Raw genomic sequence first — 15862 nt, 5'->3', positions numbered from 1 at the left:
TGTCCTTCATAGTCATGGCGTCCCTTTGATCATCAAAGGTAGTTCACGAGACTCAACTGCTGGATCTTGGCCGTCAGGGTGTAGGATGCTTCGGCGAGCGACAGGAGATTGTTGACCCGCGTCGAGGCCTCATACGCATCAACCTCAACCCGGTCGGCTTTCGTCGTATCGAGAATATTGATCTGAATCTGCAGCGATGTGTTGGCCTTCTTCACCCGGCTCTGGGAAAGGCCGAGCTGGGTGCGCTGCTCGTTCAGCCCGGCAGTCGCCTTACTGATGTAGGCAATCGCCTTGTCGGTGACGACCGAACGCACGCTTTCGTCCAGATTCTGACCGAGCAACTCCTTGGCAACCACCGCAGCAAGCGCAAAGTAGCGCATCCCGTTCTCGTTGGCGCTGGTCGACGTCTCCACGACCTCGCTCTGGCTGATGCGGCTCGTCATCACGCCGTCGGCGGCATTCGACCAGTCCGTCGTCCAACCCGCCCCGGTATACATCGGCTCGACGACGTTGGTTATGAAATCATCCATTTCGGTGGCCGTCTTCGGCGTCGACCACGGGTAAGCGGCATAGGCCGCGTCGAAGGAGGCCTTCGCCGCCGAGCTGGCATCGTATTCGGTGAGCGGCTGTACGTCAGTGTTGACGCCCGAGAACAGATACTCGCCGCTGAATGAGGTGTTGGCCAGATTGGTGAAGTTCGACAAGACGTTTGAAACGGTGTTCACGGCCACGGTGATCGTGGTCGTCGTGCCGGACTGGCCGAGCGCGATCAGAGCGTCCTGCATTTCCTGTGCCGAGGCCGCCATCTGGTTGAGCGCCTCCTGCGAGGCATCCAGACGCTGGGTGACGATCGCGTTGGTGTCAATCATCGACTGCAGACGCATGCTGTCGCGGGTCAGGTCGAGGACCCTGGACGTCTCGCTGCCGATCGAAGCTCCGACGTCGGCGTACATGCCTGTCGTAACCTCTTGCTGCGCCTTGATGAGTTCGGCCTGCGCCTGGCGGATCGTCAGGCGCATCGAGGTCTGAATGGAGAGGTTCGAAACGTTGCTCGTCGACATAAGATTACCCCGCCATGTCCAGGACCGCCTGCATCATGGAGTCGATGGTCGACACCAGCTTGGCAGAGGCCTTGTAGGATTGCTCGACATCCAGGAGCAGTGACAATTCCTCGTCGAGACTGACGCCAGTCTTGGACGAATAGACCTGGAATGCCCTTTCATAGAGAGCGGTCTTATTGTCGGTCGCCGTAGTCGCGTTTGCCCGAAGTTCCTCCAGCCAGCCGATGGAGTTCGTGGAAAAGGTCAGGAGCCCGGACGAGGTGTCGAGTCCGGCAGCCGGATCGAACGGTCGCGACGTGCTGAGATTCTCCACATAAGTGAGCAGCAGGTCGGAATAGCCGCTTCCGCCGGTCGGGTTCTTGACGTAAGCGGCACCGTTGATGCCGCCATCGCGCAGCAGGGTGGGATCGCCACCGGATGAGGTCACCAGCGCGCTGTTGATGGTGATGGATGCGGCAAGCCCCGGCTCCAGCGTACCGGATGCCGGCACCGTTCCGGTCGGCCAGGTGAACAGCCCAGGCAACGGATTGGCGCCGCCGGCATCGGTTTCCTGGAACGCTTCGATCAGGCCACGCGCAACCTCGTCGAGCTGGTTCTGGAAGGTCGGCGCGACGTCGTCGCGCAATTGCAGAAGCGCGGCGAGCGAACCTTCGCCGCTGGTATTGCCGCCGACACCGGCCTCCACTGCCACACCGTCGATGTAAACGGCGTTGCCGTTGACCGTCGCCGAATAGGTATAAGTGCGGCTGAAGGAAACCGAACGCGGAATCGTCTCGAAGAGGGTCGTGCCGTCCGCTGTATAAAGGGCGACGTCGTTGTTCTCCCTGACGACAACGGAGACACCGACTATGCCGGATATTTCCTTCAGGATCGTCTCACGCGTGTCGAGCGCGTTGCTCGGATCGTTGCCGGTCGCGGTCGCCTGGACGACCGTGTCGTTGGCGGTCTTGAAGTCGGCCAGCAGCCGGTTGAGCTCGGCGACCTGCGACTCGATCTCCGCATCGGCATCGGCCCGCAGGTTCTGGACGGTTGTCGACACGCGGTTGAGCGAGTTCGCAACATCGAGAGCGTCCGTCACGACAGTCTGCGCGAGGGCCAGCTGCCCCGGCGAGGCCGCGAAGGCCTGAAGGCTGCTCTGCAGCGTCGACATGTAGGTCGACGGAGCCAGCTCGTATTCATTGCCTCCGAGGCTCGACTTCAGTGTTTCCAAGCCGTCGAGAAGCGTGCTTTGCGCCTTCGACTGAGAGTTGGTGCTGACCGTCTGAAGGAGCAGGGCCAGCTGCTGATTTCGCTGCGTAACGACGGTGGAGGCGCCGAAGATGGTATTGGTTACGACCGCCGAGCGACGCACATAGTTTTCGTTGCCGTCATTGGCAATGTTCGTCGAAATAACGGAGGACTGGTCCCCCATATTCCGGAACGCTGCCTTAGTCGTGTTGATTGCAGACGTGAGCGACATTGGCTAGCCGAACCTTGCATTATCTCTTCAGGTTGACGAGAACGTCCATCAACTCGGAGCCGGTCTGGAACACCTTGGAGTTGGCCGTATAGTTGCGCTGCGATTCGATCATCGCAGTGAGCTCTTCGGCGACGTCGACGTTCGAGTCCTCGAGTGCACCCGAAAGGATCGTGCCGAAGCCGGCGGAACCCGCGTAACCCATGACGATCACGCCCGAGTCGTTGCTCTGCGAGTAGAGATTGCCGGCGATAGGCGTCAGATTGTCCGGGCTCTGCACGGTCGCGAGCGCGACGCGGTAGCGAGGCGTCAGGTCGCCGTTGTCGTAGACCACCGAGACCACGCCCTTTTCGTCGATCTCGTAGCCGACAACTTCGCTCGCCGCGTTGCCGTTGATCTTGGCACCGGTTTCGACCGAGAAGGCCGCAGCGAGCTGCGTGGAGCCGGAGATGTCGATTGCGATCGCACCCATGTTGGCGCCGTCGACGGCAAATGCCGTAGTGGTCAGCGAGGTCGGAGAGGTGAGCTTCCCGTTGGCGTCGAAATTGAGTGTCGTCGTAGGAATGACAGTGGTGACCGGCGGTCCCGCATAGTTCGCCTCGACCGTCCAGGTGTTTGCCGCGGTCTTGATGTAGGTGAATTCCAGCAGGCGGCTGTTGCCCTGACTGTCGTAAGCCACGAGCGAGGTGGACTTGCTGTAGCCGGCGGCTTCGCCCGACGGCAGGTTGACGTTGAGCTGACCTTCCGTGGACGCCGTCGCCGAAATCGATGCCGAGGAGAGATTGACCGGCGTCAGACCTTCAAAGCCGTTCACGACGATCGTCGGGTCCGAGGTCGAAGAGTACTCGTAGCCCATCAGGGTGTAGCCGGCCGCATTGCGCAGCGTGCCGTCATCCATCATCTCGAAGGAACCGGCGCGGGTCAGATACTCGACGCCGTCGCCGCCGCTCACGATGAAGAAGCCGTTACCGTTGATCGCGAGGTCGGTCGCCGAGGTCGTGTAGCTGAATGTGCCCTGATCCGAGATCGAGTAGCGGATATCAGTCTCGACGCCACCCGAGTTGTAGGCTCCGCCGGTCGCCGGCAGGATCATGGATGAGAACTGGACCGAGGCCTTCTTGTAGCCCACGGTGCTCGAGTTCGCGATGTTTTCGGCAACCGTTCCGAGACGGTTTGCCTGGGCATTCATTCCGGACACGCCGGTTCGCATGGTACCGTAAAGGCTCATGAAACTTCCTCGTTTCTATCGTCTTTGGGAGAGTAGGAGACGGGCCTTGCGTGAAGCTGTCTGGTACGACGAAGCCAATTGACCGGCTGTCGGGGACGGCGACCGGGGTCATCTAGGCCCCGATCCTCCATTCAGTTCCAATCGATGCAGTAGCCGAGGAAACGCTTCGAATCGACCGGATCGAAGCCGAGCTTCTTGCGAAGTTTCTTGCGCAACTTGCTGATGTGGCTTTCAACGACGTTCTCTTCGACTTCTTCGTCGAAGATGCCGTAGATCGCATTGAATATTTGCGACTTCGAGACCCGGCGACCGCGATTGAGGACGAGGTATTCGAGAATGCGCCGCTCGCGCCGCGGCAACGGGAAGACTGTCCCGTCAATCTCCGGATCGCGGCCATCGTTGAAGACACGGATCGGGCCGATCTCGGTGTAATTGCTGATTGCGCGCAATCGGCGACGGATGGCCGCGGCACGCGCAAGGATCTCCCTCGGGTGCACGGGCTTGCGCACGACGTCGTCCACGCCACAATCAAACAGCGCAAGAGTCGCTTCGAGCGATGGCTGGTCGCTCACCGCGATGACCGGAGCCTGCGTGCGATCACGGATCGCGCGCGGCAGATCCATGGTCTGTTCCCCCTGCCCCAGAAGGAAGGCTTCCACGGCCGCGATGTCCCCGTCAGCTGCCGTATTTACCCATTCGCCGAATTCCGCCGGGTCAAACCCGGTCGATGGAATTCCTTCACGCCCGAAAAGGGAGGTGTATCCCTCCTTCACGAGCTCACGCTCATCAACCACTACGATCATTCGTCCGCCTCCGAATCAGTGTGGATACTTCGATGGACTATGGGTACGAATCGGAGGAATCAGGGACAACTGCTTAATGTTAACGATAGATATTAATAGTTGATTAAGGGTCGGGTGCTGATTTGAGCTATATCTAGTAGGTGTGCGCGCGGAGTGGCACTAATCTCTCGTGGATAATTTCGACAATGGTTAACAAGGCTCTTGCCGGCCATAATTCGTCAAAATCCGGCCACATTGCGGACAAAACCGACAACCGAAACAAAAATACAACTAAAGATTGCTATGCGCCGCAGAAGTTCCGCGCGTTCGGGGTCCATTTTCCGTAGCCGGTCGCGACCAGATTGGCGATGACGCGGCAGACATAGCGCTTCTGTGCGGGGTCGTTGTCGGGACCGGCGTGATAGCGCGCAACCGCCATCGTCCACGTATCGTGACGCCCATGCAAACGCAATAGAAACCGTGCCGCATAGTCGACATTCTGCCCTGGATCGAACATAGCCTGGATCGAGGGAAAGTTCTCCAGATGGAAGTGCTGGTTGATCTGCATGCAGCCGACGTCGATGAGCCTGGCTCCCTGCCGGCGGGCCTGCATAAAGGCATCGATGGCCTCGTCACGGCTGTTGAAGAACAAGGCCTTGCCCTCCACATTCAGCGCATAGGGCTGCAACGAACCCCGACGGCCTGTCTCCGTCAGACCGACGGAGTAGAGGATACCTTCAGGGATGGCGTACCGGGCCGCGGCCTGCTGGATCTCGCGTTCGCAGGCGCCGGATGAGGCACGGCTCTCAGAGGTAAACGTGGTCAGGACGAGCGCCGCCAGGGACGACACCGTCACCATTGCCAGCCGCTTCAGCCAAGCCTGCTTCATTGCCGATCCTTCCGCTGCCGTCGTCTTCACCCCGCGAGCTGCTGAACGCATCCTGCCGTGGACCTCCACCAGCCCCTTGACCGCCGCCCTGCTGCGCTTGCTGGCCTCCCTGCGGCCACTGGCCAGTCCCCTGACTGCCATCACCGGCTGCCCGCTCGGCCGCGGGCGCCATGCTCACATGAATATGATCCACCGTCAGTCCCTGCGCTCTCAGCGCCTTCAGGATATCGCTCTGGTCGTCGTTGAGCTGTCTGAGCGCGGCGTGGTTCTCCACGGTGAGATGGACCGTCAGTTCGTCACCCTTGAGGCGCAGGTTTGCCGTCACACTGCCGAGCTCGACGGGCGTCATCTGGATCTTCAGCGTGTGGACGACCTTCCCGCCACCCGCAGCGGCGGCTGCGTTCGCAAGCTCTGCTGCGGGCTGCATCGCCTGCACCCACTCTCCGTCGCCCGCAAGCGCGGCCGCGATACTGGTGGTGTTCGCAGTCGAGACGGGGGCGAGATAGCGGCGGGCGTCGAGTACCGCGACCGTCTGTACGCCGTCGGCCGGCGCCGCCCCAGGCTCGAAGGCGGTCGCCTCACCGGACTCGCTTACCCGCATCGTCAGCGACTGCCCCTTTCCATCGATACGCGCGAAACGGAACGTGCGATCGGCGTCGGTCTCGGGGGCAGAGGCGGCCTCCACGGGTAGCCCGTCAAGGGATGTGTCGCCGACTACCTGACCCGCCGAAACCAATCTCGTATCGACGGCGAGGTTCACAGTATCCTTGCCTCCGGCGGACCGATCGGTTCTACCTTTCTTTGCGCCTGCAGGCTCGGCATCGGCGGGAGCGGTCGTCGGCGTGCCGTTGAGCAGGGATAGCACCTCGCCGGCATCCATGGCCGGGACGTCACCGCCATCCTCGACAGCCTGATCGGTCTCGACGTCGGCAACCTCTCGTCCGGTCGCGGCCCGAGGTCCGCGCGTCGCGACCTTGTCGGTTTCGGCGGCGCGGCGGCCCGTCACCTCTCCGCGCCCCGAAGACGTCTCGTGCGAGGTCTCCGCCATCCCGGACGTTCGCGCCAGGAAGGCTGCGGTCGCGTCCTTGCCTTCACGACCCCGAGCCTCGGCCGGCATTTGTGCGTCGGTCTCTTCCGAGATTTCCTCCTCGGTGGCAGGCGTGCCTCCATCGGGCCGATCCCGCAAGCCCCTTCCCGATATCTCGATCCTCGGTCGCGGACGCTCGTCATCGACCGGCGCCTTTTCACCGCGTCGCTCGGCGCCCTCCAGTGCCTGCGAGAAACCGCCATCGGCCGATCGAGTGGAAACGGCCGCACTTCCTGCCCTGCTCGTGGCATCGGGCAAGGGACTCGTTCCTGTGATACCGATATCGATCATCTCACTGCGCCTCTTCTTGTAACAGGCTGTCAATTTCACGAAGTTTGGAACGCCCCGACGAAACGAAGTCCTGCAACTGGGGATCCATCGCGACCTCGCCCGGCTTCGTGCCGGAGGGTGCGACATCCTTGGTGACCACCTCGATTGGAGGTGCCTCGCCGGGAAACTGCAGCGGTTCTCCCTCTTCCCGCGTGACCGCTGCTTCGGCGGTCTCTGCCGGAGTATCGAAGGGCAGCAACGGCGATGAGCCCTGCTGGGCCGGCTCGGACAGAATTTCGCGCGCAACCGCCTCGGCGGCGGCACGCAGGGCCCGATCTGCCGGCGAAAGCTCTTTCTCGGGTATGCTGGCCAAGGCATCGACGGCCGAAAGAATGTCGGATGTCGGAACCTCGGCCAGGCCGCCGTAGAGGCGGGCCAGCGTGTCCGCACCTTCCGCCGTTCCGGACAGCGCCTTGGCACGTTCGGCGGCAAGACCTGCCAGCTGGTTCTTACCGCGAACGGCCGCTGCCCTCGCTATACGCAGATAGATCTCGCGGGCGCGTTCCTTGTCCATGTATCCGAGTATCGCACTCACGTCCTCGGCGTTGAGAGCTTCGTATCGTTCGACGACGAGTCGCACGAAGAGATCGGCGAACTGGCTTGCATAGGGCGAATGGAGGAATCGACGTGCATAGCGGTTCGAATACGCCGAGGCCTTGGCGACGTCGCCGGTCTCGATGGCGATTGCGACCGAGCGGCGAAGCGCCGCCTCTTCCACGATCGTGCCGGGCGCCGTCAGTCGCGCCCAGTCATAGAACTTCAACGCACCCTTGGGATTGGTGCTGATGGTCACGTTGCCGGCGACGAGAGCAAGATACGGGCCGATCTTGCTGTCCTTGTACTCCGACACCAGCTCACCGAGGGATTTGGCGATCAGTGTCCCCTTCCCAGCAAGATACTTGCGGAGCGCATCGGTGACGCGGTTGTCGAAATTGCCGTCGACATCCCGCGCGACGAGATATTCCAGAGTCTGGGGATTGCCGCCGCTCATCGCGTAGATCAGCGCCGCATCGACGTTGTCGGTACTCTCGAAGGTCGAAGCATCCGCCTGCCGCAGGCGCTTGTCGATCGTCTCGAGCATGAAACGCTGCATCTCGCCGGCCGAATGGTCTCCCAGCACGACCGAATCCTGCACGAACTGCAGCGAACGCAGCATCTTGTAGGGCGCGATCGCCTCCAGGTCCTCCGAACGCGCCTGTCCCGGGCCGGAGAGACCCAGGACGGCGAGTGCAGAACCAAGAAAAAAGCGCCTCAGGCTTGCCATCCGACTATCCCTGGTCCGCTTGAATCAGAATCTCGATGCGACGGTTGGCATCGGCGAGCGGATCGTCCGGCACTTGGAGGCGCCGGTCCGCAAAGCCGGAAACCTGCTGGACCCGCCCTTCCGGGAGGCCACCGCGCAGCAGCATGTAGTAGGCGCTGTGAGCGCGCGCCATCGAGAGCCGCCAGTTGTCGTCTTCTGTTCCCTTGAACTGACGACCGTCGGTGTGGCCGCGTATGACGATCGAGCCAGGTCGTTGCTGCAGGAGCTTGCCGATCTTTTCCATGGCAACGACCATTTCCTTGCGCGGGACGGCGGAGCCGACATTGAACATGGGGGTGTCGAGCTGGTCCGAGATAGTCACCAGCAAGCCACCTTCGGACGGTTTGACGATGAGACCCTCGGCAAGCTTGCCGCTCGCGCCGCCGATGGCCTTCTCGATCTCATCCCTGAGCTCGGTTGCAGCCTTCTCCGGGGCAGCGTCGGCATTCGCGTCCGCCTTCTTGTTCTCTCCCTCGGCGGGCTTCGTCTCCGTCGTGGCGCTTTCCGGTCGTGTCTCCTTGGGGTCGAGAGCCGCAATCTGCTCCTTGGCCGGGTCCCGCGGCGGTTCGGTCGCCTGCGCGGCGTCGGACGAGTCCGACTGGTTCGTCTGTTTGGCCGCCTGGACCTGCTGGCTCCAGAAATCAGGATCGAAGGGATCGCGGTAGGCTTCCCCACCGGAAGCGCCGGTCGACGGGCCGGAGTCGCTTGCCCCGCCCTCCCCCTTGGCGCTGACATTCGCCTGTTGCCCCACTTCCTGCGCGATCTCGGCAAGGACAGAATAGGGATTCTCAAAGAAATCCGCCTCGGAATAGTTCTGCTGGTCGCCTGCCGTCGCCGTCTGGTCCTCACCGGTCGCCGCCGCCGAGCCCACGGTGTTCTGGTCATCTTCGACCTGGGAGCGTTCCTTCTTCTTTTCTCCGTCGGCCTGGTCGACCGGCTTCTTCACGCCCTTTTCCGTCGGTTTCTCGTCGGCAAGCTTGATCGGATTGAAGTAGCTCGCGACGGAGGCCTTGGTCTCCTCGTTGGCGGCATTGACGAGCCACATCACGAGAAAGAACGCCATCATCGCAGTCATGAAGTCGGCATAGGCGATCTTCCAGGCGCCGCCGTGATGGCCGTCGTGATCGCCGCCGCCGTGACGCTTGATGATCACGATCTCATTCTTGCCGTGGTGGTGATTTTCGCTGTCGCTCATCCCAGCACTTTCTTCAGGCTAGCCGTCCAGGCCGATATACGCGTAACCAGCGCCGTGCCGCCGATATCGACGGTCAGGTCGAGATCGTCCGCCTCGATGTGGTGCAACACGTGCGCGTCGTCTCCGAGAGCCTCCCTCAGCATCTCGAAGAGAGGACCCGGGCCGCTCACGGAAATGGTGCCGGCCTCCCCGCAGAGGATTGCGGCCGACAGCTGTTCGGCAAGATCGCCGACGGCATTCGCCACCACCCGTTCGGACAGGAAGGGAGCGACGGCCGCCGCCGCCTGTTCGCTGACGGCAAGTGCAATCTGTCCGGCAGCGCGATGCAGGCCGTCGGCAAGCGCTCTGGCGGTCTCCGCTTCGAATTTCTGTCGTATGGCGTCCAAGGCACGGGCGTGCTCCTCGACAAGCGCCTGACGTTCGGTTTCGAACGTCAGGCGCAGGTCCCGCTCTGCGACCTCGTAACCCTCGGCGTAAGCCGCACGCCGTTCCGCATCGATGTCGACAGGCTCCGGCTCCGGCGCGGCAAAATCGATGTCGAACGCCGGCCCCTGTTCCGGGAAGGCCATGCCCTTCGACGCCGACGTCCCCGCGGGCTGGGAAAAGTCCTTGAGATAACGGGTTAGCGGCAGGCTCATGCGCGGCACGCTCCGGCGACCTGCGTCGGCAGGCGTGCTTCCGTGGTGCCGTACACGGCGAACAAAAACTGACTGGGTTTCATCCTGACTTTCACCGCGGTTTCAGCCGCCGGGCCGCCGACCAGTCCCTTACAGGCAGACGCTCCCGGAGTTTGACGTATTCGCCTCGACGCTAAGCGTCCAAACTTGTGCGAGGATGAATGGCGCGGGCACCGCCGCCCGGCCGCAGACGAACCCCTGGCCTCTCGCCGTTGCCCGGCGCGAAGCGTCCTCACTTGAAGAGAGTCAGGATGTTCTCGGCGTTGGTATTGGCGATCGAAAGCGCCTGAATGCCGAGCTGCTGCTGCGTCTGCAGCGCCTTGAGGCGCGTCGACTCCTCGTTCATGTCGGCGTCGACCAGGCGCCCGACACCCTTGTCGATCACGTCCATCAGGTTGGAGACGAACTGCTCCTGCATATCGATGCGCTTGGTGATCGCACCGAGCGTGGACGCGGAATTGGTCAGCTGTTCGAGCAGATCCGAGACGACGCTGATCATGTCGTCCATCTCAGAATCGGTGGTTGTTCCGTCGATCTTGATTTCCGTGCCGGCGGCCGGCGTCGTCGAGCCGACATCGAGGAGAAAGTAATTGCGCGCAGTCCCGGTCGGGGTCGCCATCAGCGCATCGGCGTCGATATCCTTGGTGAGGATGCCGCGCGCTGCATCGACGGAGTCGATCAACACCGACTGGCTGGTGTCGAAGTCGAGCGTCGTCACCTGAACCGTTCCGTCCGCTGCGCGAACGAAGGAGGAGACGACCTGCTTTGTGCCGAGTGCCGCGGAATTCGTGTTATAGAGCCAGTTCTGGCCGGAGAAGGATGCGGACTGGGTGGTGGAGACGAGCTGGTTTTTGAGCTCCGTCATCTCCGCATTGATCTTGGACTTGTCGACACCCGGTTCCCTGGCCGCAACGAGCTTCGCTTTGATCTCACTCATGACATGAATGACGTTGTCGAGCGCCGTATAGGCCGTGTCCACGGTCGCTGCACCGAGCCCGAGAGCGTCCGACACCGTAGAGAGCGAAGAATTGTCCGACCGCATCGTCGTGGCAATGGACCAGTAGGCCGCGTTGTCGGCAGCAGTCTCCACGCGATAACCGGAGGACACACGCCGTTGCGTCGTCTCCATATTGTTGTCGATCGCACGGAGAGTCTGAAGTGCCGCCATGGCGGCAGCATTGGTCAGAATACTGGTCATAAGGGTGCCCTGTTCGCATCATGGGACATCCGGCGCCAAGCCGGCGGCGACAGGCGGGCATCATGCTGGCGGCTCCTGACCCGGGGCCACCCCGTCACCTGTTAACAAATCGTTAACAGGGACATTTAACAAAGACTTAATATGATTAGCAAGGGTTGTAGAGCCGAAGGGCCGCGAAAACGAAAAGGCGGCAAGCCTCGCACAAGGTCGAAACGCAAAAGGCCGCGCCCCGAGGGGCGCGGCCAGTCTGTTCGACCAAACCTTTCCGCGATCAGCGGAAGAGGGTCAGGATGTTCTGAGACGAGGAGTTGGCGATCGACAGCGACTGGACGGCGAGCTGCTGCTGGGTCTGCAGTGCCTTGAGGCGGGTCGATTCCTCGTTCAGGTCGGCGTCGACGAGGCGGCCGACGCCCTTGTCGATGGAGTCCGTCAGGCTGGCGACGAATTCCTGCTGCATGTCGATACGCATGCCGATCGAGCCGAGCTGGGCAGCGGCACTGGTCATCGACTTCAGAGCAGTGTCGACCATCGACAGAAGGCCGGCGAGCTCGGTCTTGGTTGTGGTGTTGGTGATCGTGAAGCTGTCGACCGACATGGCCGTCGAAGCGGCGGTATCGGCCGTGTTGATCTGCCATTCGAAGGTCGACGCGTCGGTCGCGAAGACTTCCTGGGTCGCGTTGGCAAGTGCACTCTGTTCCGTCGCGGCAACCCACGTATCCGAGCCGATCATCACGTAACCGACACCAGCACCGAGACCGTCACCGGCGACCGTCCACGCGATGCTGCCGCCGGCGTCGAAGGCACCGCCCGCACCCGTGACGGCCGCGCTGACCTGCGCCGTCGTGTAGGAATTCAGGTTGTGGGACGTGGTCACACCACCGTCGTTAACGTTGACGACAACGCCGTCACCGGCAATGTTGGTGGTCTGGTCGAGAATACCGGTGTTGCCGTTGGTGTCGAACAGGACGTTCGAAGCGGTCAGCGTATAGTCGACCTTCTTGACCGATACGGCACCCGAGGAATCGCGGACGAAGGACGCGACAACGCTCTTGTTGATGTCGGAAGCCAAGCCGCCGGTGAGCTTGGCCTGCAGCCAGTTCTCACCCGAGAAGGAAGCCGCTTCAGCAATCGAGGTCAGCTGATCCTGGAGCTGGGTGATTTCTTCCTGGATCTTGGTCTTGTCGACACCGTCTTCGGTGGCGGCGGTCAGCTTGGCTTTGATTTCCTTGACGACTTCAATCGCGGAGTTCATGCCGGAATAGGCCGTATCGACCTTGGCAGCGCCGAGACCGAGGGCGTCTTCGACCGCCGACAGGGCCATATTGTCGGACCGCATTGTGGTTGCGATCGACCAGTAGGCAGCGTTGTCGGAAGCAGAGCCGACGCGCAGGCCCGAAGACACGGCGGCCTGGGTCTGTTCGAGACCGGACTCGATGGAACGAAGGGTCGAAAGTGCGGCCATAGCCGCGACGTTGGTAAGAATGCTGGTCATTTAAGTTGTGCCCCTTGGCGACTAGAAATTGGACAGGGACATTCCGGAAATCCACCGGGAACGGGTGTTTTGCGTCATGCATGTCGACATCGCAGCACCTGCGGCCAACCTCCCGTTCGATGGTTGTAGGCTACGCGGACGTAGTTAACGGGAAGTGAAACTGGCAAGAAAAATCGAATAAAAAACTCACGATACTTTGTAATACTTGCTTAACTGAAGTTACTATTTTCTTAAAGCGTGCCCAAATGTGAAAGGCCGCGCTCCTTCGAGCGCGGCCTTTCACCTTGACGTTCCTAAGGCGGCGCGAAGACCGCCCGCTTGAGCTTACTGACGGAAGAGGGTCAGGATGTTCTGCGAGGCCGTATTGGCGATCGACAGCGACTGGACGGCGAGCTGCTGCTGGGTCTGTAGTGCCTTCAGGCGGGTCGATTCTTCGTTCATATCGGCATCGACGAGACGGCCGACACCCTTGTCGATGGAGTCCGTCAGGCTGGCGACAAAGCCCTGCTGCATCTCGATGCGCATGCTGATCGAGCCGAGTTGGGCGGCGGCGCTGGTCATGGTTTCGAGAGCAGTGTCGACCATGGACAGAAGACCTGCAATCTGGGTGCTCGTCGTGGTGTTATCGATCGCGAAGGTATCGACCGACATCGCGGTGGACGCAGCGGCGGCAGTGGTATCGATCTGCCACTCGAAGGTCGACGCGTCGGTGGCGAAGACTTCCTGCGTGGAGTTGGCGGCTGCATCCTGTTCCGTTGCGGCGACCCAGGTATCGTCACCGATCTTGACGAAGCCCAAACCGGCGCCGGCACCGTCACCCGCTACCGTCCAGGCAATGCTCCCGCCCACGTCGAAGGCACCGCCCGCACCTGTAACGGCCGTGCTGACCTGAGCCGTCGTATACTTGATGACGTTGTAGGATCCGGTGACACCAGCGATGTTCACGTTGACGACCACGCCGTCGCCGGCGATGTTGGTGGTCTGGTCGAGGATGCCGGTGTTGCCGTTGGTGTCGAAGAGCACGTTGGTGCTGTCGAGCGTATAGTCGACCTTCTTGACCGAGACGGCGCCCGAGGAATCGCGGACGAAGGAAGCGACGACGCTCTTGTTGATGTCAGACGACAAGGCGCCCGTAAGCTTCGCCTGAAGCCAGTTCTCACCCGAGAAGGAAGCGGCTTCGCCAATGCTGCGCAGCTGGTCCTGAAGCTGCGAGATTTCTTCCTGGATCTTGGTCTTGTCGACGCCGTCTTCGCTGGCGGCAGTCAGCTTCGCCTTGATTTCCTTGACGACTTCGATGGCCGAGTTCATGCCGGAATAGGCCGTGTCGATCTTGGCGGCGCCGAGACCGAGGGCGTCCTGAACCGCCGACAGAGCCATATTGTCCGAACGCATGGTGGTCGCAATCGACCAGTAGGCAGCATTATCCGAAGCGCCGCCGACGCGAAGACCCGAGGAAACACGCGCCTGGGTCTGCTCCATGTCGGAATCGATGGAACGAAGGGTTTGGAGGGCGGCCATCGCCGCAACGTTGGTAAGAATGCTGGTCATTGAGAAAGTTGCCCCTTGGTTGGCGGTCTATGAAAAGGGACATTCCGGTCGCGCCGGGAACGACGGTCAGCATCATGCCTGCTAACAGGTTATTAGGGAGTGTTAACCCGTCGTTGCGATGCTTCCATCTAGCTTAAACATAGTTAACAACTGCTAAACGCCAGTTGACAAAAAACATGCCGCACCGGGAAGGTGCGGCATGTCCAAGCTTCTGAAAAATGCAGAAAAACTCCTGCAATCGCTGCCGCTTAGCGGAAGAGCGACAAGACGTTCTGCGACGACGAGTTGGCGATCGACAGCGACTGGATGGCGAGCTGCTGCTGGGTCTGCAGTGCCTTCAGACGGGTCGATTCCTCGTTCAGATCGGCGTCGACGAGACGGCCGATGCCCTTGTCGATCGAATCGGTCAGATTGGAGATGAACTCCTCCTGGATACCGATTCTGGAGTTCAGCGAACCGAGCTGAGAGGCTGCGCTGGTCATCGACTTCAGAGCGGTGTCGACCATCGACAGCAGACCCGAAAGCTCGGTCGCGGTCGTGGTGTTGTCGATCGTGAAGGCCGAAACTGACATGGCGGTCGAAGCCGCGACATCGGCGGTGTTGATCTGCCATTCGAAGTTCGTCGCGTCGGTCGCGAAGACTTCCTGGGTGGCGTTGGCGGCTGCATCCTGTTCCGTTGCGGCAACCCAGGTATCGTCACCGATCTTGACGTAGCCCACGCCGGCGCCAGCGCCGTCACCGGCGACCGTCCACGCGATGTCGCCACCGGCGTCGAAGGCGCCGCCAGCACCCGTGACAGCCGCGCTGACCTGTGCCGTCGTATAGGACTTCAGGTTGTGCGACGTGGTCACACCACCATCGTTAACGTTGACGACAACGCCGTCACCGGCAATGTTGGTGGTCTGGTCGAGAATGCCGGTGTTGCCGTTGGTGTCGAACAGAACGTTCGACGCGCTCAGCGTGTAGTCGACCTTCTTGACCGATACGGCGCCCGAAGAGTCGCGGACGAAGGACGCGACAACGCCCTTGTCGGTGTCGGAAGCCAAGCCGCCGGTGAGCTTGGCCTGCAGCCAGTTCTCACCCGAGAAAGAAGCAGCTTCGGCGATCGAGCCGAGCTGGTCCTGGAGCTGCGAGATTTCTTCCTGGATCTTGGTCTTGTCGACACCGTCTTCGGTGGCGGCGGTCAGCTTGGCCTTGATTTCCTTGACGACTTCGATCGCAGCGTTCATGCCGGAATAGGCCGTATCGACCTTGGCAGCGCCGAGACCGAGGGCATCCTGAACGGACGAAAGCGAAGCGTTGTCGGACCGCATGGTGGTCGCGATCGACCAGTAGGCGGCGTTATCCGCAGCACCGCCGACGCGCAGACCCGAGGAAATGCGGGACTGGGTGTCGTCCAGGCTGGCAGAAATGGAACGGAGGGTGGACAGTGCAGCCATTGCACTGCCGTTGGTAAGAATACTGCTCATACAGGTGTCCCCTTGGAAACTAAATACATTGGAGGGACATGCCGGATTACCTACCGGCAGAGGCGGACGACGTCATGTCAATTAATTTTCGTTTGAATTAATCCGTCTCTGGAGCAGCATCAAACAGCACGGATTTTAACGTCGCCT

13 protein-coding genes are annotated in these 15862 nt (G+C 61.3%); all 13 read right to left on the bottom strand.

Going from position 1 to position 15862, the window contains the following annotated elements; translation table 11 throughout:
- Positions 1-32 precede the first annotated feature (32 nt).
- Positions 33-1061 carry a flagellar hook-associated family protein gene (locus EUU22_RS19580; RefSeq protein WP_129333646.1) on the bottom strand — a complete coding sequence of 343 codons (1029 nt, stop codon included), beginning with the start codon at positions 1059-1061 and terminating at the stop codon, positions 33-35.
- 4 nt (positions 1062-1065) lie between these two features.
- Positions 1066-2520, bottom strand: a complete 1455-nt coding sequence (gene flgK, locus EUU22_RS19575; RefSeq protein ID WP_129333645.1) for a flagellar hook-associated protein FlgK — start codon at positions 2518-2520, stop codon at positions 1066-1068.
- A 19-nt stretch (positions 2521-2539) separates the two neighbouring features.
- Positions 2540-3745 (bottom strand): flagellar hook protein FlgE, encoded by a 1206-nt coding sequence (locus EUU22_RS19570; protein ID WP_129333644.1) that lies wholly within the window; start codon positions 3743-3745, stop codon positions 2540-2542.
- Between the two features lie 131 nt (positions 3746-3876).
- Positions 3877-4548, bottom strand: a complete 672-nt coding sequence (rem, locus tag EUU22_RS19565) for a transcriptional activator Rem (RefSeq protein WP_129333643.1) — start codon at positions 4546-4548, stop codon at positions 3877-3879.
- Between the two features lie 280 nt (positions 4549-4828).
- Positions 4829-5386, bottom strand: a complete 558-nt coding sequence (locus tag EUU22_RS19560) for a transglycosylase SLT domain-containing protein (protein WP_129333767.1) — start codon at positions 5384-5386, stop codon at positions 4829-4831.
- Positions 5334-6761 (bottom strand): flagellar hook-length control protein FliK, encoded by a 1428-nt coding sequence (locus tag EUU22_RS19555; RefSeq protein WP_165351226.1) that lies wholly within the window; start codon positions 6759-6761, stop codon positions 5334-5336. Before EUU22_RS19555 ends, EUU22_RS19560 begins: the two co-directional genes overlap by 53 nt.
- Positions 6762-6795: 34 nt before the next feature.
- The gene (gene motC / locus EUU22_RS19550; protein WP_129333641.1) at positions 6796-8097 is read right to left on the bottom strand and encodes a chemotaxis protein MotC; all 1302 of its coding nucleotides are present in this window, start codon (positions 8095-8097) and stop codon (positions 6796-6798) included.
- A gap of 4 nt (positions 8098-8101) precedes the next feature.
- Positions 8102-9331 (bottom strand): MotB family protein, encoded by a 1230-nt coding sequence (locus EUU22_RS19545; RefSeq protein WP_129333640.1) that lies wholly within the window; start codon positions 9329-9331, stop codon positions 8102-8104.
- Complete coding sequence (locus EUU22_RS19540) at positions 9328-9969, bottom strand: GTPase (protein ID WP_129333639.1); 642 nt, start codon at positions 9967-9969, stop codon at positions 9328-9330. Before EUU22_RS19540 ends, EUU22_RS19545 begins: the two co-directional genes overlap by 4 nt.
- A 271-nt stretch (positions 9970-10240) precedes the next feature.
- The gene (locus EUU22_RS19535; protein ID WP_129333638.1) at positions 10241-11206 is read right to left on the bottom strand and encodes a flagellin N-terminal helical domain-containing protein; all 966 of its coding nucleotides are present in this window, start codon (positions 11204-11206) and stop codon (positions 10241-10243) included.
- 271 nt (positions 11207-11477) lie between these two features.
- Complete coding sequence (locus EUU22_RS19530; protein WP_129333637.1) at positions 11478-12698, bottom strand: flagellin N-terminal helical domain-containing protein; 1221 nt, start codon at positions 12696-12698, stop codon at positions 11478-11480.
- A 324-nt stretch (positions 12699-13022) separates the two neighbouring features.
- A complete protein-coding gene (locus EUU22_RS19525) occupies positions 13023-14246 on the bottom strand; it encodes a flagellin N-terminal helical domain-containing protein (protein WP_129333636.1) in 1224 nt (407 codons plus the stop codon).
- A 248-nt stretch (positions 14247-14494) separates the two neighbouring features.
- Entirely contained in the window at positions 14495-15715 is a 1221-nt protein-coding gene (locus EUU22_RS19520; RefSeq protein ID WP_129333635.1) for a flagellin N-terminal helical domain-containing protein, read from the bottom strand.
- Between the last annotated feature and the right edge of the window lie 147 nt (positions 15716-15862).

The organism is Ciceribacter ferrooxidans (assembly GCF_004137355.1).
In the GTDB taxonomy this organism is placed as follows: Bacteria; Pseudomonadota; Alphaproteobacteria; order Rhizobiales; family Rhizobiaceae; genus Allorhizobium; species Allorhizobium ferrooxidans.
The sequence above is the reverse complement of the archived record's forward strand: the minus strand, read 5'-3'. Positions and strand labels throughout refer to the sequence as shown.